Raw genomic sequence first — 19368 nt, 5'->3', positions numbered from 1 at the left:
GGGATGTCGGATCCAACCATCCGGACAATCCCCGGTTTCGCTAACCGGGAATCCAGTGCTATAGCGCCTGAATGCGCATCCGGGAGGAATCGGGGAATTTTGCTTCTGGCTAGGGCAGGTAGCTCGTACGGGTCAGGAAGACAGGACGAAATCATCCTGGTTCAGGGCCTGTTGCAGGGTCTCGGTCAGCCGGTCGGCGGCGATCGTCGCGTAGTGCTCGGTCTTCTCGACGCCGATGAAGTCACGGCCTTCCAGAAGGGCAGCGACACCGGTCGATCCGGAACCGGCGCAGAAGTCGAGCACCGTGCCCTGTTCGGGGCAGATCTTGACGAGCTCACGCATCACCTCGACCGGCTTCTGGGTGATGTGCTGCCGGTTCTTGCCCGACGGCTGCGAGGCCGAGTACAGGCCAGGCAGGTAAACCGGGTTGCGGGAGGCGTCGATGGGCCCCTTGGAGGCCCAGACGATGAACTCGCAGTTCTGAGTGAAGCGACCCTTCTGCGGCCTGGCCTGCGGCTTGTGCCAGGCCAGCACACCGCGCCACAGCCATCCGGCAGCCTGGATCGCATCCGTCGTAGTGGGAAGCTGACGCCAGTCGGTGAACAGGAGAGCGGTGCCGCCGGTACGGGTGAGCCGGTGCGCTTCGGTCATGATCTGCGTCAGCCAGAACCCGTAACTGCGCTGGTCCATGTTCTCGCCGGTGAAGTCCGGCAGGTTGTGGTCGGCGTCGGCAGAGGTGTACTTCTGCTTGGCACTGCGGCTCGTGCGTTCCTTCGCCGTCCGGCCACCGGAGTTGTACGGGGGGTCTGTGATGACGGAATCGACGCAGTCATCCGGCAGTTCTGCGAGGACGCTGAGCGCGTCGCCCTGGTGAAGGGAAAAGGGCAAAGAGATACTCCGGTTTCGGGTCGTGTGAGACGAGGGGGAAGACCGCCGACTCACGCACGTAACCCCGGGTAGGTCGAATGCGGGCAGGACGGCACCGCTGACCTACGAAATCGGGGTGGCGAGAGGAGGAGCCAAAACTGTAAGGCATGATCCCAGGTTGAGACGCATCGCCGCCTCCCCGCCCTCGAAATCAGGGCTTGATCGCCCGCGATTTCGACAACCGGGGATCCGCCCTTACTGTTTTGGAACTGCCCGGCGAACACCGCCGATGGCTCAATCCCCTGTCCCTGCCCTCATGGAGATTTCCCTGTGCCCCGGCACGCATGAGATGACGCCCCGCGCCTCGCGAGCTGAAACCAGCGCTCACGACCTACATCCCCGACTCACCCACTCACATGCCGCGGCGCCCTTTCCACCTCTGCCGCCGCGCGGCCGAGAGCCTTGCTTCGAAGGACGCCCTTGTGACAGCTCCCTACCCTCCCCTGTCCGAACACCGGCTCCCGGACCCTGACTGCCGCTCGGGAGGCGTCCCCGGTTGAAGGGCGTAGCCGCCGGCATCGGCATCATCGTCCTCGCCCCCCTCCTCCTCGCCGGCACAGCCATGCTGATGGCCTCCTCCAGCGAGGCAGCCCAGACCACGTACTCATCCCTCGCTTGCGCGGGCGACGTCGACACCGACGCCGTCGTCGAGCAGGTGACCGAGATCCTCAACGGCGCGTCCGCCAAGCACGTCCGCGTCGAGGGCCTGAGCCTGCCCGAGGTGCAGATCCCCAACGCTCGAACCATCGTGGCCACCGGGATCAGCCTCCACGCGCCGAAGAAGGGCCAGATCATCGCGCTAGCCACCGCGATGCAGGAATCACGGCTGCGCAACCTGAACTCCGGCGACCGCGACTCACTCGGTCTGTTCCAGCAGCGCCCGAGTCAAGGCTGGGGCACCGCCGATCAGATACGCGATCCCGTCTACGCCTCCACCCAGTTCTACGAGCACCTCCTCGCAGTGGACGGCTGGCAGCAGCTGACCGTCACCCAGGCCGCGCAGAAGGTCCAGCTCTCCGCCTACCCCGACGCCTACGCGAAGTGGGAGGAGTTGGCGACCGTGCTGCAGAAGGCGATCGCCGCCACCTTCCCCGACGCCGACCAGGACGCCACGAAGACGGACATCGCCTCCAGCACCGCGTCCTGTACGACGGCCGGGGACGGCTCCGGTTACGGCGCCATCCCCGAAGGGTCCGTGCCGAAGGGCTACTCGATCCCCAAGGACGCCGATCCGAAGGCCCGCAAGGCGATCGCCTGGGCGCTGGCGCAGCTCGGCACGATGTACCAGTGGGGCGGCACCTGCACCGCACCGCACGGACCCGACCCGATGGGCCGCTGCGACTGCAGCTCGCTGACCCAGCAGGCGTACGCTCACGCCGGCATCCAGCTCACCCGCACCACGTACACCCAGATCGACGAAGGCAAGACCGTCTCCCCCAAGTCCCTGAAGCCCGGTGACCTGATCTTCTCCCGCGGCAGCGCCGCCCGCCCCGAACACGTCGGCATGTACATCGGGTCCGGACTTGCGATCGAGGCACCCCGGACCGGAAAGCCCGTTCGCATCACGCCCTTGGCGGACTGGGACATCCTCGCCGCCCGCCGCGTCACCTGACCCCCGGTCGAGGCGCGAACCCATGTGCCGTCGGCATCACCAGTCCAGCGGCGGGAACGCCCACGCGCGGCACGTGAGCCGAATCGACGCCCAGCGCATTGGCTTTCTTCGGCGGATCAGAGCCTGAGCCCAAGCGCCCGCCGAAGCGGGCACGGGCCCGTGCTGTGGCCTCTCACCCGCCTCGGCACGAGCGCTGCTGTGCCCTCATGCGTACGACGCTTCGCATGCGTCGACCAGCTCGGCCGGGCCCCGCATGGCTGCCGCTCCCCTCCCCGAGACCGCCGACTCGTACCGCCTCTTCTTCCCTTCATTGATTCCCGCGCGTCGGCCTCGGCGCGCGCAAGGAGCTTCCCTTTGCACCTGCTCTCCTCCGCCCAGTACCTGGCCTACGACCCCGGCATCACACCCTCGGGCGGTGGCCTGCCCGGCCTCGCCGTGCTCAAGAACGTGGTCAACAGCATCAATCTGTTCGCGATCGTCGCGGTGGTCGGCGCGCTCGCCGTCTCCCTCGGCGTGTGGGCCTGGGGCCACCACACCGGCGGCCACCAGGCGGAGGCCAACGGAAAGAAGGGCGCGGTCGTCTCGGCCGGCGCCGCGCTCGGTCTCGGCGCCGCGAACGGTGTGGTCGCGTTCTTCTCCGCTCTGGGGTCGCAAGTCCACTGATGCCGAAACGACTCCCCTCCCTGTACGGCTACGGCATCGGCTGGTCGACCCGGCAGCGCATCACGGTCAGTGTGATCGGCCTCGCCGTCCTCCTCACCCTCGCCGCCACCGTCGCTGTGTTCACCAGCCGTACCGGATCCAGCAACGGCCACACTGCCACTCCGTCCGCGCGGAGCAGCACCGCCTCTGCGTCCGCCGGCCCGACGGTGTCAGCAGGGGCCGGTTCGGTGGCGAAGCCGCCGCCGGTGGCCGACCCGCTCGCCTTCGCCAAGGCCGCCGCGGCCATGCTGTGGTCGTACGACACCCGCACCACCAGCCGTGATCAGCAGCTCGCCGGGATGAAGGCGTGGCTGACGTCGGAGACGAAGTACGCCGACTGGTCCTCCCTCGCCGCCCAGGTGCCGGATCCGGTCCTGTGGTCGCGGATGGCCGACCAGGACCAGTACGCCACCACCGCTGTAGACGAGGCCCACTACCCGTCCGCGTTCAAGCAGGCCCTGGCAGACGATCCGTCGGCGATCACCGAGGCGTACATCTACGCCGTCACGATCACCGGCAAGCAGCAGATCGTCTGGACGAAGGGCGGCGCCGGCTCCGAGGACCGCTCGATCACCCTCGCCGTGCAGTGTCGGCCCAATGCCGACTGCTACCTGGTCTCCATCTCCCCCCGCGTCGTGCCCTGACACACGCTCCGAGCCCATCGAAGAAAGGAAGGGTGACTCCCCTTGGCCTTCTGCGACCTCCCCCTCGCGGACAAAGTGTGCGCAGTCGGCGACGCGGTCTCCTTCGCCTCCGACCCGGGCGGGGCCATCGGTGACTGGATGGCCAAGAGCTCGGGCGAACTCGCCGCCGCCGGCGCCGACCTGGCCGCCGAAGCGGTCAACACCACCACCCGAGTCGACCTCAACGCCGCATGGTTCCGCGACAACTACGAGATGATCCTGCCGATCGGCCTGATCGTCCTCGTCGCCACCTTCTGCGCCCAGCTCGTCCGCGCCGCGATCCGCCGCGACGGCCAGGCACTCGCTCAGGCGTTCACCGGCACCGCCACGGGTGTGCTGTTCGCCTTCACCGCGATCGCCTTCACCACCGTCGCCGTCGAAGTGGTCGACGCCCTCTCCGACGGCCTCTTCAAAGCGGCGAACCTGTCCATCGACTCCGCCGTACGCCGCATCGTCAAGGTCGCCGCGATCCCTGGCCTGTCGGCGATGGGCTGGCTGGTCGCCGTCTTCGCCGGCATCGGCGCCGCCCTGGGCGCGTTCCTCTACTGGTGCGTGATGATGGTCCGCAAGGTCGGCATCCTGGTGATGGTGACCCTCGCCGTCTTCGCAGGAGCGGGCGGCGGCTGGGAAGTCGCCCGACGCTGGCGCAAGGGCTGGATCGAGGCCACCGCCACCCTCGTCGTCTCCAAGCTCCTGATGACCGTGATCTTCGTGCTCGGCATCGCGGCGATGGGCAAGACCGAGGCCAAGGACGGCGTCGCCGCCCTCGCCGACGTCATGGCCGGCGTCGTCATCATGGCGCTCGTCCTGCTCTGCCCCTACGCGACGTTCAAGTTCGTGCACTGGGCCGCCTCCGAAGGATCGGACGGCGAAACGCTGCACCGCTCTGGCGGAGCCGGCGCGCAGATCGCCCGCCAGCACGCCGAACGTGTCGGACGCAAGGGCGTCGCGATGGCCGCGACCGCTGGAACCGGCGGTTCAGCGGCCGGCGCGGGTGCCGCTCCCCAGGGCCCGGACGCCATTCCGGGTGGCTTCCCCGGAGACATCGCCACCAACTCCACGCCGGACACCGGCAAGGAAGGCGGCAGTCCGGATGCTCTGTCGTCCGGAGACGAGGGAATCACGAGCGGTCTGGAGAAGGCCGTGCAGCCAACGCCGACCAGCCCGCGCGACGACGCCACCGGACACCTCGGCGGAAGCTCTGGACCGGCCTCCGGCGGAGGATCTCCCAACGGCAGCGGCTTCATGTCCGCGTCCGCGTCTCCGGCCGACGCTTCCACACCTCCGCCGCAGGGCGCCCCGTCGGCTCCGCATTCCACGCCTTCGGCCGGAACCGGCACTCCACCGTCTCCGCCCGCCGGCCTCTGAACTGTCCCCACGCCGGGACGGCACACCCGCACTCCCCTTCAGGTGTGTCGTCCTGGCCCCGCGCTCCCGGAACCGGCTCCTTGTCTGAACTCTCCGTCTCCCCGATCACGGTCAAGTTCCCGCACCGCTCACGGCGCGGGATCCTCCTCGGTCTCTCCCTCCCCCAACTCGCCCTTGTCTCCACTGCGTTGGCTCTGCTGCTGATCACGGTGGTGACCACTGGGCTGCTCGGCGCCATCGCCCTGACCCCCCTATGGGCAGTCGTCGCTGCTCTGGTCACCGTCCGCCGCGACGGCAGATCCCTGATCGACTGGGCTCCGATCGTCTCCCGCTACGCCCACCGCCGCCGCACCGGCCAGACGCTGTGGCTGGCCCGGCCGGTCTCCCGTCCCCGCCAGGACGGCGTGCTCCAACTGCCCGGCACCGCTGCCTCCCTGAAGGTCGTCACCCCCGGCGACTCCGCCAACGGCGCAGCGGCTGTCCTCGACCCGCACCAACAGCGGCTCACCGCGATTGCCCGGGTCAGCAGCCGCGCGTACGCTCTGCTCGATCCGGCCACGCAGAACTCGAACGTGGCGGGCTGGGGCCGGGCTCTGGCCGGCATCGCCCGCACCGGACACGTCGCCACCGTGCAGGTGCTGGAACGCACCGTCCCCGACTCCGGCGACGCCCTCGCCCGTCACTGGGCCCAGCACGGCCGCCCCGACACCCCCGTCGCCGGGCAGGTGTACTCCGAACTGGTCGCCTCCGCCGGCCCAGCCGCCGCCCCGCACGAGGCGTACCTGGCCATCAGCCTGGACCTCAAGGCCGCCAAGCGCCTCATCAGCCAGGCCGGTGGCGGGCTCCCCGGCGCCTTCACGGTGCTAGAGCAGACAACTTCGGCCATCGCGCTCGCGGCGCGCAGCGCGGGGCTGACGGTGACGGGCTGGCTGACTGCGAGGGAGATCGCCGCGGTCATCCGCACCGCCTACGACCCGCACGCCCTGTCCGCCCTCCAGCAGTGGTCGCCGAACGGGCGGGCCGAGGCCGACCCTGCTGCTGCCGGGCCGGTTGTCCAGGTCGAGGAGTACGACCGCCTCGGCACCGACACCGCCCGCCACGCCACGTACTGGATCGAGAACTGGCCCCGCACCGAGACCACTCCCGGCTTCCTGCACGGGTTGATGTTCACCGCCGGTGTCCGCCGCAGCCTGTCCCTTATTTACGTGCCGCAGGGGCTTGAGTCCGCGCTGCGCGACGTCCAGCGCAAGAAGGCGGCGATCATCGCCGACGCCAACGAGCGTGCCCGCCGCGGACAGGTGGATTCCGAGGCCGACTCGGTCGAGTACGCGGACGTCAAGGTCCGTGAGCGGCAGCTGATCGCCGGCCATGCCGACGTCGCCCTGACCGGGCTGCTCACCGTCAGCGCCGAAACGGACGCCGCTCTCGACGCCGCGTGCGCGCAGATCGAGACCGCCGCGGTCACCGCCCAGGTCGACCTGCGAAGGCTCTTCTTCCAGCAGCCCGACGCATTCGCCCTCGCCGCTCTGCCGCTCGCCCGCACGGCGCTGTGAAAGTGGTGCCGGATGACGCTCCCGCCGCGACAGACGGCATGGCCCGGACATCGTCTTCCTGCCCCGGCAGAGCCGCCCCGGACTGAGCGCTCCCGGCGAGTACGTCGATTTTCGCCCCGCCCAGACACTCTCCGCCCGGGCCTCCACCAGCCGCTCCGCGCTCACCGGTATATGCCGCTGCCGACCACCACTTCGCTCTCCGGACCACGTTCCCGCCCTCGCTGACCTCGCCGTTCTGCGGCACCAAGGACTCCCTTGAACGCACCCCCCACCACCGACGCGCATCCCTACCTCCGCGCCGCCACCGCCGGCCTGCGCCAGCACACCCGTAGCCACGCCACCTCCTGCGCGCCGGCCGACCGCCTCCACCTGGACACGCTGCACGCCCACCTCACCGCAGCCCACCATCTGCTCGACCAGCTCACCGACACCACCCGGCCCCCGCATCCGGCCGCCGGGCGTCATCTGGCCGCCGCGCACCTACGGTTGTGGCAGGCGACCGCTGCCGTCCACGACGCCTTCCACACCGTGCCCGCTGGCACCGAAGGCTCAGGAACCGAGGAGTGCCAACCCGAGCGGCTCCCCGACGGCCTGCTGGTGCTCACGATCTGCCAGCGGCACCTGGCCGCGTCCCACGCGATCCGCCGCAAGACCACCCCCACCGACCTGGCCACGCCATTGCACGGCCACACCACCAGCTGCACCATCCAGAACCCGCGCCGAATCGAGCACGCCCTGCCATGACCCACCGGCCCGCCCGCCGCGCCTCGGCATCCCCCCTGTTCACCCCCCACGGCACCGACCGGGCCAGCCGCAAGACCGCTCGCCGTCAGCTCGCCGAAGCCGCCGCCAAGGCCCGCGCCGAAGCCACCGCCCACCCGGACGGCAGCGAGCCCGTCGAGCCCGAGATGCCGCCTCCGCTGTACCCACCCCGCGGCCGTCCCGGCCCCGGCTCTGCCCGCGGAGGACGGCTGAAGCTGCCGCAGCACCGCATGACCACCGCCACCGCCAGCGGGGCGTACCCCTTCCTCGCCGAAGGCGGTCTCGGCGCCGAGGGCATCTACATCGGCCGCGACGTCCACGCCGAAGCCAGCTTCACCTTCGACCCCTTCTCCCTGTACGGGCGCCTCGAAGGGTTCACCAACCCCAACATCCTGCTCGCCGGAGTGATCGGCCAGGGCAAGAGCGCGCTGGCCAAGTCCTTCGCCCTGCGCTCCATCGCCCACGGCTACCGCGTCTACGTGCCCTGCGACCCCAAGGGCGAATGGACCCCTGTCGCCTCCGCGCTCGGCGGCACCTCCATCGCCCTCGGCCCCGGCCTGCCCGGCAAACTCAACCCGCTGGACGCCGCCCCACGGCCGGACAGTGTGCCGGAGGCCGACTGGGCAGGGGAGATCCGCAAGCGCCGCCTGCTCCTGCTCGGCTCCCTCGCGCGCACCGTTCTCGGCCGCAACCTGCTGCCGATGGAGCACACCGCGCTCGATGTCGCCCTCGACGCGGTCGTCTCCCAGGCTGCCACCGTCCACCGCACTCCGCTGTTGGGCGACATCGCGGCCACCCTCAATCATCCCGACCAGCTAGATGCCGCCGCTGGGCTCATGTCCGGACGGCTCGGCGAAGCCGCCCGTGACCTCGCCCACGCTATGCGGAGACTGGTCCACGGCGACCTGGCCGGCATGTTCGACGCCCCTTCCACCGTGCGATTCGATCCCACCTCGCCGATGCTGACCATCGACCTGTCCCGGCTCGGCGGCTCCGGCGACGACACCGCCCTCGTCCTCGCCATGACCTGCGCCAGTGCCTGGATGGAATCCGCCCTCACCGACCCGCACGGAGGTCGGCGCTGGATCGTCTACGACGAAGCCTGGCGCCTGATGCGCCACCCCGGACTCCTCCAGCGCATGCAGTCCCAGTGGAAACTCTCCCGCGGCCTGGGCATCGCCAACCTCATGGTCATCCACCGGCTGTCCGACCTGCTCACCGCCGGCGACGCCGGATCACAAGGCCGCGCCCTCGCCGAGGGTCTCCTGGCCGACTGCTCCACCCGCATCATCTACCGCCAGGAAACCGACCAACTCCACGCCGCAGCCTCCCTACTGGGACTGACCACCGTCGAAACCGAGGCCATCGCCCACCTCAACCGCGGCCGCGGGCTCTGGCGGGTCGCCGGACGATCTTTCATCGTCCAACATCAACTCCATCCCCACGAGCTGGCGCTGTTCGATACCGACGCCCGCATGCACTGAAACGCCCCGCCGCTCCGGCAAAAGGAATCCACACTGAACCCTGACTTCGAGCTGTACGACAACGTCGGCCGCACCGGCGAACAGATCGCCGCCTACCACACCCGGTCCGCCACGTCGGACGACCTGCATCGATGGGCCGAGCGCGACGCTCACTCCTTTCGCGCCCAGCACCCCCTGCTGCAGGAGCCCTTTCCCGCCCCGGACCTGAGCCCCTACAGCGCAGCGCTGGCAGCCGCTGAAAGCCCGGCCCAGTTCAGCACGATTCTCAACGGTTTCCTGGACGCCGTCGAGCCATTCCTCAACGAGGTCATCGACCACCTGACGGCAACCGCCAATTGGCGTGCCCAGAACCGCGGAGCCGCCCCGGGCTCACCGCCCCGGCTGCTGAGGGACGCCGCCAGCCGCATCTCGGCCGCAATCGCCATGGCCTCCGACGCCGACCTGCAGATTCTCCGCGCGCACTACGATCCGCCTCCGGACCTCGACGTGCTGACGAAGCAGGCCCGTACTGCCCACAACACTCCGTCGACTCCGCCACCGCCCGGCCCGAAGCCTGGCCCCGGACGGCCACAACGTTGACCACTGCCTCAACTGGATAGTCACCGATCGGTCCCTCCCGCCCCTTCCCTCTGTCGCAAGGAGGCACCCGCCTGTCACGCAACCCCAGTACTTTCGCCACTGCGCTCGCCCAGCACCTGCCCGGGCAGTGGTACCGCAAGTACGAAGGCTTCCCTGCTCCCAAAGACCAACGGCTGCTCGCCGACCGCGTGTGGGATTGCGGCACCCCCAATTCGGCCCTCCAGGACTTCCCCAATGCCCCCATCGCACTCCTCGACGGACCTGAAGAAGAACAGCTCTGCATCATCGAGCGCCCCCGCTACCCCCGCCGGTACCTGGTCGCCCCGCTCGAGCCCGAAGGGTTCAAGCCGCACCACTTCCGCAGAGTCGATGAGCCGAACGGCATCGCTGTCCCGGACGATCCGGTCCGCGCCGCCGCTGCCGTCGCGCGCCGTGTCCTTCCCCGCTACCGCCAGGCCCTGGAGACAGTCCGGGACAACGCGCGAACACAGCCAGAACCCCCACACCGGCCGCACGCCGCCGAAGCCAACCAGACACTCACCCTGATCTGGTACCCAGACGGCGCCGTCGGAGCACCGTACGCGAGCGTCCCGGATGATGCCCGCAGCGTCCTGTACAGCCACCGCTTCCACTACAGCCCGCACGAGTCAGCGTTCCTGCTGCCCGCCTCCCACAGCGACGCCGACCGGGCCATGCTCATCCAGTCCGCCGTCCGGAAGCTCACCGCCCAGGGCATCGGCGTCAACCTCCGCCGCGCCGCACCCGCAGCGCCCACCACCAACCGGCCCTCTGCCCTGCCCGGTCTCCCGCAACCGTCGCAGCCGCCCCGCAGCCGTTGACAACGTCCGCAACCGACCGGAGCCACCCGTGTCCGAACCTGACCAGCGGATGCTCCTGCACGACGTCGCCGACCGCCTCAACGGCGTGTCCGACTGCCTGCCGCTGCCCGACCAACTCGGCCCCCATCCTGCCGTCGGCGAAGTCCTGGACGACGAAGTCCGCAATCTGGCCCGACTGCTGACCTTTCTCTCCGGAGAGACGGCCTTCCGACACCGCGCCACTGCCCGCTCACTGCGCCGACCGCAGACTCCCAACCGCCGCGTGGCACTGGCCCTCGCACGAGCCGCCCAGCCCACGGGCGCAGCGCTTGCCGCCCTCGGCGACGCTGTCCACCGCCTCGGTGTCCTGATCGACCTCACCCATCACGCAGCCGGCCCCGGCCATGCCCAGGCGACAGAGGTTGCCCGGCAAGCGCTCGTCGACAGTGTTGCCTCCGCGCGTGGGCACCTCGCCCACGCGGCCCGGCAACTGCGCACCACCGCCGACGCCCCGACGGCATCCGCCGCAGCGGCCTTGCCCGCACCGTCCCCGGCCTCATCCCGTACCCGCTGACGGTCACCTACTCCGGGCTCGAGATCGTGCCGGAGAAGAAGGACCGCGCCTGGCTCGGCACAGCCAACAGCCCGTCATTCACGTACACGTTCACCTGCTCCGATGTCGCCACCGTCCCCACCACGCCGGGCAGGTCGACGCTGATCGGCTACACCTGTCGCCGCACCGATGCCCACGGCATGACCACCTCCTCGTGACCACGGCCCCCTCAACACCCCACCACATGAGGAACCGCCCTTGCGCATAACCGAGTTCACCCACGCGCTCGCCGACCGTCTGCCCGGCTGGCAGCCCTCCCCCACCTCGGTGCCCACCACCGACGACCCGGCCAGCAACCGAATCTGGGACAGCGGCCCCTTGCCCTACGCCGCGTTCCAAACGGACGACGTCCAGCGCAGCGTCCTGACGCACCACTGGGGCCTGCAGCTGTACGTCATGCCGCGCCCCCACCGCCCGGAGCAGTACCTCGTCCTGCCGATGTTGCCCGCCAACACCAGCCACCAGCACGTCCAGGGTCTCAAAGCTCCGCGCGGCATCGCCGTCCCCGCCGATCCCATCCGGGCCGCAGCCAGGATGCACCGCCGGCTGCTGGCCGACTACCGCTTCGCGTCCCCCACCCCGATCCGGCGCAGCAGCCCCGGCCATCTCCAGGTCCACGTCACCCTCGACGCCCAGCGGCGTCCACGGATCCGCACCGGCTACATCACCGTCTTCATCGAACTGCTCGCACACGGCGGCTTTCTGCTCGACCCCGCCACCGGCGAATGCCACCTGCCGGACACCCTCACCCCCGAGCAGACCCGGCGTCAGCTGATCAAGAGCCTCCAGCGCCTGCGGCACCGCGACTTCCACATCACCGTGCACTCCATCGAGGGCCCGCGCTCCCACCCGCCCCTTCCACGGGGCGACCCGCGCAAGGGAAACCGCCGATGAGCGAGAGCCACGACGCCTTCGTCCACGCCCGCCTGACCACCTGGCGGCGCCGCATCAACGAGACCGCCGTCGGCCTGCTCCCGCCGCAGACCGGCAGCGCGCAAGCTGCACTCGTACCCGTACTGGACCAGCTGGTCGCCGTGTACAACCTGTCCTCCGGCCTCGTCGCCGATCTGCGGCAGTCCACCGACAGCTCCCTCGCAAAGACCGACGCGGGACGTGAGTACCTGACCCAGCTGGCCACCGCCCTCGCGCACAGCAACCGCGCCGCCACCCACCTGAGCACAACGGTGACCGGGCTCGCCGACACCCACCGGCTCACTCCTCGCCCCGGCACCGCTACCCCGGTCGAGAGCCAGCTGAGCATCACCCTCGGCCACGCCGCCGCGCTGCGCAGCCTCCAGCGTGCTCTCGAAGCCGTCACCAACGCGCTCGCTGAGGCTCAACCCGGTTCGGCGTCCTCCCCGATGCCGACTGTCAGCGAGCAGCACCGCCGGGCCGCCGACGCCGGAGGCGCCCATCCCGCACGCCGCCGCCCCTGAAGCACTTGCGTCAACCACCCATCATCCGCACGTCCTTGGAGAACTCCCTGGCCACCCGTTCCTTCATCGCCCGCCCCACCGACACCGGATATGCCCGCGTCTACGTCCACTGGGACGGCTACCCCAGCCACCACCTCCCGCTGCTGCTCGGCGCCCACCAGTACCGTTTCGACGGTGACCTCGACGCCCTGTGCCGGCACCTGATCGACGAGGCACCCGAGGGCTGGTCCCAGCTGGGCACCGACCTCCTCGACGGCGCCCCCGAACCCCTGCGCGCCGAACTCGTCGGCAGCGACGAACACCCCAGCAGGAAGAACGACAACGCCCACGTCATCACCGTCGGCGCAACCGAGCCTGTGCCGTGGACCGTCACCGACAAGTCCCACGGGGGCCTGGACTGGGGGTACGTCCTGCACCCGCATGGCATCGAGGTCATCTCCCTCCACGCGGAAGACCGCGGCCCCGTCGTGGCCTGGGCCACCGACCCGCGGGCCCGGTTCAGCAACGGCACCTACCGCTGGCGCCCCGGCCACCCGATCCCGGCCACCCTGCCACCCCGGGCGACCGCCCCCAGCACACCAGCCACAGCTCCAGCGCCGACCGGCACACCTCGTACCGCGCCCCGCCGCTGACCCCTTCTCGCCCCCTCTGCCGCGGAGAACCTCCTGCACTCCCCCACCGCCAAGATCAGCGTCGTCATCGCCACCCAACTGCGCCCCGACCGGCTCGAACACCTGACGGCCATGTACGAGAGCCTCACCCGGCAGAGTGTGCCCTGGGAGGCCGTGATCGCGCTCGACGGCGCCGACCGCAGACACCTGCCGACGCCCCTCGCCGAGGACTCGCGCGTACGCATCCTCTCGCTACCCCGGCAAGTCGGCGCGGCCTGCGCCCGCAACCTCGCCCTGGGCAGCGTGCGCACCGAGTTCGTCAACTGGGCGGACGACGATGACGAGTTCACCGACGATGCCATGGCCGTACGGTTGCGCACCCTGGAGATGACCGGCCTGGGCTGGTGCGCGGGATACAGCGAGGACCTTCACCCGGACGGCACGACCTCGCTGTGGCGGTGCCCGACACCGCCCGGTCGGCACGAGGCCGGAGACGTGTGGACCTACTGGACGAGGCCCGAGGACACCATCCCGATCGGGCCGACCACGATCCTGGCGCGTACCGATCTCGTACGCGCAGCCCCGATGGGCGGGCTCGTCCAGGGCGAGGACTACATGGCGGCGATCGGCGTCACCTGTCTCGCGCCGGGCATCCTGCTGCCCGTCCCGGTCTACCGCTACCGCAAACACCCAGGTCAGATGACCCGCCAGGACGGCTACGACGTCCTGGAGCCGGGGGCTCGGCGGCATGCGTGGAACTACGGACGCAGCCTGCGAGCCACCGTCTCCGGCCGGGAAACGAGCAATGCAGTTGGGGTGGTCTGATGTCTTCCTCCGTCACCCCAGCCACGCTCGATTATCTGGCCCAGCGTCTGGACGAGCTGGCAGTCCAATTCCCCACCAGCCCGGACGCTGTCGACCTGGTCACACTTACCGACGACATCGGCACGCTGGGCCACCATCTACAGCACGCCATCGAACGCGCGCAGGAACGGTTCACCGCGCCAGAGACGGTCTATCCGCCCGAACGCGTCGCCCTGGTCCGGCTCGCCAGGGCCACCGCCGGTATCGCGCAAGCTCTGGACACACTCGCCGAGGCCCTGACCTATGCCACGACCGGCTTCCAGCGCGCGGCCGTGGAGGACCTCGCCCACTCGCCTCTGCGCAACGACCCCGAGGTCCTGCGGATCATGACGGCCGAGAAATACGTCGCGGCCCGCGCCCGCCTGCGCCACTCCGCCGCCGCCCTGCGCACGACATCCACACCGGCTGGGTCATCCACGCCTCGAACGACCGGGCTACAGACCCAGCCTGCTGCTGCGCCACAGCCACGGCAGCCGAACCGCCACTGAGCCCGTCGAAGGACCCCCGAGATGTCCCCGAACCCTCCTGCCGAGATCCGGCTTGCCTACAGCCGTGCCGCCAGCCTGGTCGCCATCGCCCACGGCGAGCAGTACCGGTGGGCCCACACCGCCCTGGAACAGGCCGGATTCACCAAACGAGACGACGGAAGCTACAGCACGCCAGGCCCCGACGTCCGCGCTGCCACCGCGAAGCTGCTGCCCCTCGCCCACCGCCACCACGCCACCGTGGACGTCAGCCCCCGTCCGTTCCTCGGCGACATCGCCGACCGAATCGCCGCGCAGCTGCCCGGGACGTGAACCGCGCAGGTCGAGATCTACGCCCACCCCGTCTGGCAGGGCGATCTGCTGCCCTGGCTGTGGGACCGCGGTGAACTCGTCCGGACGGTGGAGGACCAGCGGGTGCCATACGCGGCGACGCTCACCAGCGACACCGGCGTCGAACTGCTGCTCGCGGAACGGGGCGAGGATCCCCAGCGCGGCTATCTGGTCGGGGCGCTCGCCTCCCCCCGGGAGTTCGACGACAGCTACGACAACCCCTACGCACCGACCAGCATCGTGCTCCCCTCCCAGCCGGACCTGGCGGCCGAAGCCATCACGGATGCGTTCCTGCCTGCCTACCACCGGGCCCTGCACTCGCGGCGTCTGGACGCCGTGATCACCGCACTGGACGAACTGCGCGCCGCATACGACGGCGTGACGGCGATCTGGGTATCCGGCCGTTCCAGCGACGGCACCCTCCTCGACGGCCACGGACGAAGGGAGGCGAACAGGGTCTTCGCCGAGCGCGCCTGGCGCACCTTCCGTTCCGTCCTCACCCACGCGCCCGGCCTGCTGCAACAGTGCGGTGCCGCGGCCACCGGCCGTTCTGCCGACGCCGATATCGTGGTCCAGCTGAGCGAGGCTCTCGCCTCCAGCCAGGCGGCACTTGATGCCTGGCGGCACGGCCAGAACCCCGCCTCCGTCCAGCCTTCCGCCCGCCTCCTGCCGCCGGCCGAGGTACGGACCCGGCTCGGACTTGAGGCCGTGCCGGCCATCGAGACCTGGCTCGCCCAGCGCGACGCGTTCGTGCGCATCGCCCGCTCGGCCGAGCCCAGCGGCCCCGCCCGGCCGCCCGTCGGCGGGCCCGTTCCCTGCGCCCAGCCCGCCGTACCACGCCCCTCCCATCCACCGGCCCCTCGCCGCTGACCAGCAGAAGGGATCCGTCTCTGTCCGACCACTTCCGCTTCCGTCACCATCCCGAACACGGCTTCGTCGCCACCGCCGCTCCGAGCTTCACCCCCCACCTGGCCGAATGGTTCCTCGTCCGCGAGCAGTTCGAGCCCGTCCCCTTCTCGCCGGGCCTGTACCGGCTCACCGAACCGGAACGGGACGGGCTGCGCCGCACCCAACAGGCCATCCACGACCTGCGCCGCCTCGGCTACCGCGTGCGGGTCGACAGCACCCTCGATCCCGCCCACGCATCAGCTCCACCCCGGCCGACGGCCAGCAACGCCCTGGCCGAACGGCGCTCCCGCATCGCACGGGCCGCCGCCGTACGCCCCTCCCGGATCACAGCCCTGGCCAACGCCGCACCGTCGGCGCCGCCCGCCGCCGGTAAAGCCCCGGCTGCCGGTCAAGGACGGAGCCGGTGAACCTGACCAGCGAGCCGATCCGCATCACCCGCGGCGAAGGCGGAGAGGTCGAAGTCGAAGGACCGTACGACGAGTTCGCCGCAGGCATCCTGGCCCGCGCCGGATTCATGACCTTTCCGACGCTGCGCGGGCAGTGGGTCCGGCTGCCCTTCGACCTCGGCCGCGCCTGGGAGAACGAACACGCCAGCTGGGCGGCCGACATGCTCACCGCCGCCCGCTACCGCGTAGACCTCGACCCGGACCTGCGCCCCGCACCGCCCGCCGCCTCCGAGCCGCCCGCGGCACGCCGCGCGAAGACCGCGATGACCGCCCAGCCCGCTCCACCGGCCGGCGTACGACGACAGCACCGCTGACTCAACGCCCGCGACACGAAGGATGCCGCCCGGACGCTCTTCGCCGAGCAGCACGCATCCACCTGCCGCACCCCCTGACCCACCAGCCCTCGCCCCCGACACAAGGAGAATTCCCGTCCATGGCCGTCCAGAAGATCTGGACCGTTGTCCACGCCTGTGGACACGAGATCACGCACAACCTGTCCGACCGCCCTGCCGACCGGCGCGCCAGTTTCGCCCGCTGGCTCACCGAACGCGACTGCACCGACTGTTGGAAGGCCGCCCGCGACGGCGACAGCGCCGGCAAGGAGGAGTGGCTGGCCGCCAAGCGAATCGAAGAACAGCAGGCCGCTACCGTATGGGCCGAGCAGTTCGAGATGCCGCCGCTGGAGGGCACCGAACGCGCCCAAGGCTGGGGCGAGCGCTCCCGCCACCAGCTGGTCACCCGCGCATACGCCGCCCTGGTCACCGAGGGCACCTGGGACGAGACCGACTGGACCGTCCTGGAGGAGAAGGTCCGTACCGTCACCAGGGCCGGATGGTGGATCGACCAGCGCGATGGCGAGGGCACCGATTTGCCCGAACTCCTCGACGCCGCAACCGAGAACGACCGCCTCACCGAGAACCCGTACCGGTAGCCGACCAGCGGTTGTACCCGACGATCGCCGGTTATCGAAACCGGGGATCCTCCGGAGCATTGACCTTCCACCGCCACCCTGTGCCGCTCGTGGAAGGACCCCCTGCTGTGCCCGACGCTCCCGGCCCCTCGCACATACCAGCCGCTTGGAGACCGTCCTTGGAGCCGCTGACCGCCCGACGGGACATCACCCATGCCCACTTCGCCCCTGGCGACTCCGTCGTGATCCCCACCGGCGTCGCCGACGGCAGGCTGTCGGGCGACGTCATGATGATCGTCGCTCCTTCCTGGCACCTGCCGACGGACGAGGACGGCTGGCGGCTGCGCAACCCCAAGGGCGGCGAGCGCACCTTCATCACCGCTCATCCCCGCTACATGATCCACCTCTCCCGCCACTGCCCCGACTGCCTGATCTACCGGCGCGCCTTGGAGGACTACGTCCTGCCCAAGGTGCCCGTCGGGAGCGGGTCCTTCGACTGCGGCTGGTACTCCCTCACCCACCTCAACCAGCTCGTCCACCTCGCCGACGCCCGAGGTGGCCGGTGACTCTCCCCACCCGCCGCCCCAGAAGGTCCGTGACCCTGCTGCGTGCCGGTGTCGAAGACGCCTCGGCCATCCCGGCACCCCACTGGCCCGCGCAGCTGGCCTCCCGGCCGGCCGGCGGCCGTGTACGACCGAGACCGGCCCGGGCGAGACGGAAGCCTCCGCCGTCTGCGCCTGCCCGCCACCCCGCATCCCCACCAGCCCCGGTCCCCTCCCTACCGCGCCGGTCCCCACCAGCCGCCGGAGATGACCCGCCTGTCCCTTCCCGAGGAGACTTTTGCACGCCCCCGATGACTCTCTCGTCTCATTCGCCGCCGTCCTCGCCGGCGAACTGCCCGGCCAGTGGAGCAGCCAGTACCACCCCGACCGCGGAGACAACGACCACGACGAACTGGCCGTCGATGTCTGGGACATGGACCAGGTCGCCGATGCCATGGCCGAGTACAGTCTCGACCACTGCGCGGTCCTGACCCGGCGCGTGGACGGCACGCGGCTGTTCGTCATGGACCGCGAGGGCCACGACGACGGCTTCCTCATCGCCGCCATGGCGCCCAAGGACCTGCCCATCGAGGCGTTCCGCGACGTTCGCGAGCCCGACGGTATTGCCGTCGACGCGGACCCCTTCCACGCTGCCAAGCACGTCCGGCTGCGCCTGCTGCCCCGCTACGACCAGGCTCTCGCCCAGGTACGGGACAACGCCTCCCGCCTTGCTGCGGCCCTGGCCGACGAGCAGCGCGTCGTGATGACCTGGTCCGGCGAGGACCTCGTCGTCGCCAAGCCCGATCGCGACGACATCGCCCGGGCACTGACCGAGTACGGCTTCACCTTCGACACAAGCCGGAACGTGTTTGTACTGTCCGACGGCGACTCAGCCCGGGTGGCCGCGTCCGTCCGCGCAGCCGGCCACCGTCTGTCCGAGCTGGGTGTCGGCGTCCTCCTGTCCCGCCCGACAGGCCGGGCCGCGCTGGACATCACACCTGCCCAGCGGCCCGCCCCGCCGATTCCGGCCCCGCACCGAACCCGGTGACAGGCCGGGCCCCTGGTGGCGCGCCGGAGTTCTTCGTCCTCAGCTACATCACCATCACCCGCGATCCGCGCACACAGCTCGTCGTCGCCATCGGCGGCGACGAACGCGCGGCCGGCATTCTCCAGACGGCCGGAGGATTCATCGAGGCCCCCGGCCCTCGCGGCCCCTACCACCACCAGCCCCACACCATGGCTGTCGACGAGCAGCGCACCGGCGCCACCGCCGCAGCCCTGGCCCTGCTGCAGGCCGGATACAGCGTCCACCTCGACCCCGCCCTCAACACCCTGAGCAGGCGGGACGAGGACCGGCAGGCCGCCCACCGCTACCTGGACCACCTCGCCGAACGCGCCCGCAACGCCAGCGGCGGCCACGAACTGGCCTCCATCCTCACCGAGATCGTCGCTCCCGACGACGGTGTGCTGCCCCGCCTGCGCGACATCCTGGTGTCTCTCTGGACGCGTCGGAACGACCGCCTCCACGATGCCGGACGCCCAGCGGCCCCCGCCGAGCAGCTGATCGACACGGTCAACGCCCTGTCCCGCCACACCCAGCGGCTCCAAGACATCCGCAACCAGGCCGCCCGTATCCCGGCATCTGCTCCATCCCCCGGCACCACGGCCAAGCCCGTCCCCGCGGCGCCCGGCCGGAGCCGCTGACCGCCCCTCTTCCGCCACAAAAGCATCCAC

At 70.4% G+C, this 19368-nt stretch carries 23 protein-coding genes; 22 read left to right on the top strand and 1 reads right to left on the bottom strand.

Annotated elements, in window-relative coordinates; translation table 11 throughout:
- Positions 1–132 precede the first annotated feature (132 nt).
- Entirely contained in the window at positions 133–888 is a 756-nt protein-coding gene (locus tag ABZ725_RS31885) for a site-specific DNA-methyltransferase (protein ID WP_358806211.1), read from the bottom strand.
- Positions 889–1423: 535 nt separating this feature from the next.
- On the opposite strand from ABZ725_RS31885, the gene ABZ725_RS31880 reads away from it, so the two are divergent.
- From ABZ725_RS31880 to ABZ725_RS31775, 22 genes are all read left to right on the top strand, one after another.
- Positions 1424–2539, top strand: a complete 1116-nt coding sequence (locus ABZ725_RS31880) for a C40 family peptidase (RefSeq protein WP_358805959.1) — start codon at positions 1424–1426, stop codon at positions 2537–2539.
- A 354-nt stretch (positions 2540–2893) separates the two neighbouring features.
- Positions 2894–3202, top strand: coding sequence for a DUF6112 family protein (locus tag ABZ725_RS31875; protein WP_358805958.1), 309 nt, complete (start codon positions 2894–2896; stop codon positions 3200–3202).
- Positions 3202–3885, top strand: a complete 684-nt coding sequence (locus ABZ725_RS31870) for a hypothetical protein (RefSeq protein WP_358805957.1) — start codon at positions 3202–3204, stop codon at positions 3883–3885. Before ABZ725_RS31875 ends, ABZ725_RS31870 begins: the two co-directional genes overlap by 1 nt.
- A 42-nt stretch (positions 3886–3927) precedes the next feature.
- Complete coding sequence (locus tag ABZ725_RS31865; RefSeq protein WP_358805956.1) at positions 3928–5292, top strand: ATP-binding protein; 1365 nt, start codon at positions 3928–3930, stop codon at positions 5290–5292.
- 80 nt (positions 5293–5372) lie between these two features.
- Positions 5373–6845 (top strand): SCO6880 family protein, encoded by a 1473-nt coding sequence (locus ABZ725_RS31860; protein WP_358805955.1) that lies wholly within the window; start codon positions 5373–5375, stop codon positions 6843–6845.
- Between the two features lie 255 nt (positions 6846–7100).
- The gene (locus ABZ725_RS31855) at positions 7101–7589 is read left to right on the top strand and encodes a DUF6238 family protein (protein ID WP_358805954.1); all 489 of its coding nucleotides are present in this window, start codon (positions 7101–7103) and stop codon (positions 7587–7589) included.
- Positions 7586–9091 carry an ATP-binding protein gene (locus tag ABZ725_RS31850; RefSeq protein WP_358805953.1) on the top strand — a complete coding sequence of 502 codons (1506 nt, stop codon included), beginning with the start codon at positions 7586–7588 and terminating at the stop codon, positions 9089–9091. Before ABZ725_RS31855 ends, ABZ725_RS31850 begins: the two co-directional genes overlap by 4 nt.
- A gap of 767 nt (positions 9092–9858) precedes the next feature.
- Positions 9859–10509, top strand: coding sequence for a hypothetical protein (locus tag ABZ725_RS31845; protein ID WP_358805952.1), 651 nt, complete (start codon positions 9859–9861; stop codon positions 10507–10509).
- 28 nt (positions 10510–10537) lie between these two features.
- Positions 10538–11062, top strand: a complete 525-nt coding sequence (locus tag ABZ725_RS31840) for a hypothetical protein (RefSeq protein WP_358805951.1) — start codon at positions 10538–10540, stop codon at positions 11060–11062.
- Positions 11063–11088: 26 nt separating this feature from the next.
- On the top strand, positions 11089–11259 hold the full coding sequence (locus ABZ725_RS31835; RefSeq protein WP_358805950.1) for a hypothetical protein: 171 nt from the start codon (positions 11089–11091) through the stop codon (positions 11257–11259).
- 40 nt (positions 11260–11299) lie between these two features.
- Entirely contained in the window at positions 11300–11995 is a 696-nt protein-coding gene (locus tag ABZ725_RS31830) for a hypothetical protein (RefSeq protein ID WP_358805949.1), read from the top strand.
- On the top strand, positions 11992–12537 hold the full coding sequence (locus ABZ725_RS31825) for a hypothetical protein (protein ID WP_358805948.1): 546 nt from the start codon (positions 11992–11994) through the stop codon (positions 12535–12537). The genes ABZ725_RS31830 and ABZ725_RS31825 overlap by 4 nt, the downstream gene beginning before the upstream one ends.
- A gap of 5 nt (positions 12538–12542) precedes the next feature.
- Positions 12543–13169, top strand: coding sequence for a hypothetical protein (locus ABZ725_RS31820; RefSeq protein ID WP_358805947.1), 627 nt, complete (start codon positions 12543–12545; stop codon positions 13167–13169).
- 54 nt (positions 13170–13223) lie between these two features.
- Complete coding sequence (locus tag ABZ725_RS31815; RefSeq protein ID WP_358806210.1) at positions 13224–13973, top strand: glycosyltransferase; 750 nt, start codon at positions 13224–13226, stop codon at positions 13971–13973.
- The gene (locus ABZ725_RS31810; RefSeq protein WP_358805946.1) at positions 13973–14500 is read left to right on the top strand and encodes a hypothetical protein; all 528 of its coding nucleotides are present in this window, start codon (positions 13973–13975) and stop codon (positions 14498–14500) included. Before ABZ725_RS31815 ends, ABZ725_RS31810 begins: the two co-directional genes overlap by 1 nt.
- A gap of 21 nt (positions 14501–14521) precedes the next feature.
- Positions 14522–14809, top strand: a complete 288-nt coding sequence (locus tag ABZ725_RS31805) for a hypothetical protein (RefSeq protein WP_358805945.1) — start codon at positions 14522–14524, stop codon at positions 14807–14809.
- Between the two features lie 102 nt (positions 14810–14911).
- Complete coding sequence (locus ABZ725_RS31800) at positions 14912–15697, top strand: hypothetical protein (RefSeq protein WP_358805944.1); 786 nt, start codon at positions 14912–14914, stop codon at positions 15695–15697.
- Positions 15698–16139: 442 nt separating this feature from the next.
- Positions 16140–16496, top strand: a complete 357-nt coding sequence (locus ABZ725_RS31795; protein WP_358805943.1) for a hypothetical protein — start codon at positions 16140–16142, stop codon at positions 16494–16496.
- Between the two features lie 119 nt (positions 16497–16615).
- A complete protein-coding gene (locus ABZ725_RS31790) occupies positions 16616–17113 on the top strand; it encodes a hypothetical protein (protein ID WP_358805942.1) in 498 nt (165 codons plus the stop codon).
- A gap of 158 nt (positions 17114–17271) precedes the next feature.
- Complete coding sequence (locus ABZ725_RS31785; protein ID WP_358805941.1) at positions 17272–17658, top strand: hypothetical protein; 387 nt, start codon at positions 17272–17274, stop codon at positions 17656–17658.
- Between the two features lie 274 nt (positions 17659–17932).
- On the top strand, positions 17933–18682 hold the full coding sequence (locus tag ABZ725_RS31780) for a hypothetical protein (protein ID WP_358805940.1): 750 nt from the start codon (positions 17933–17935) through the stop codon (positions 18680–18682).
- Entirely contained in the window at positions 18679–19338 is a 660-nt protein-coding gene (locus tag ABZ725_RS31775; protein WP_358805939.1) for a hypothetical protein, read from the top strand. The genes ABZ725_RS31780 and ABZ725_RS31775 overlap by 4 nt, the downstream gene beginning before the upstream one ends.
- Positions 19339–19368 lie beyond the last annotated feature (30 nt).

The organism is Streptomyces sp. NPDC006872 (assembly GCF_040635845.1).
Classification (GTDB): domain Bacteria; phylum Actinomycetota; class Actinomycetes; order Streptomycetales; family Streptomycetaceae; genus Streptomyces.
This window is presented reverse-complemented; position numbering and strand designations above follow the sequence as displayed.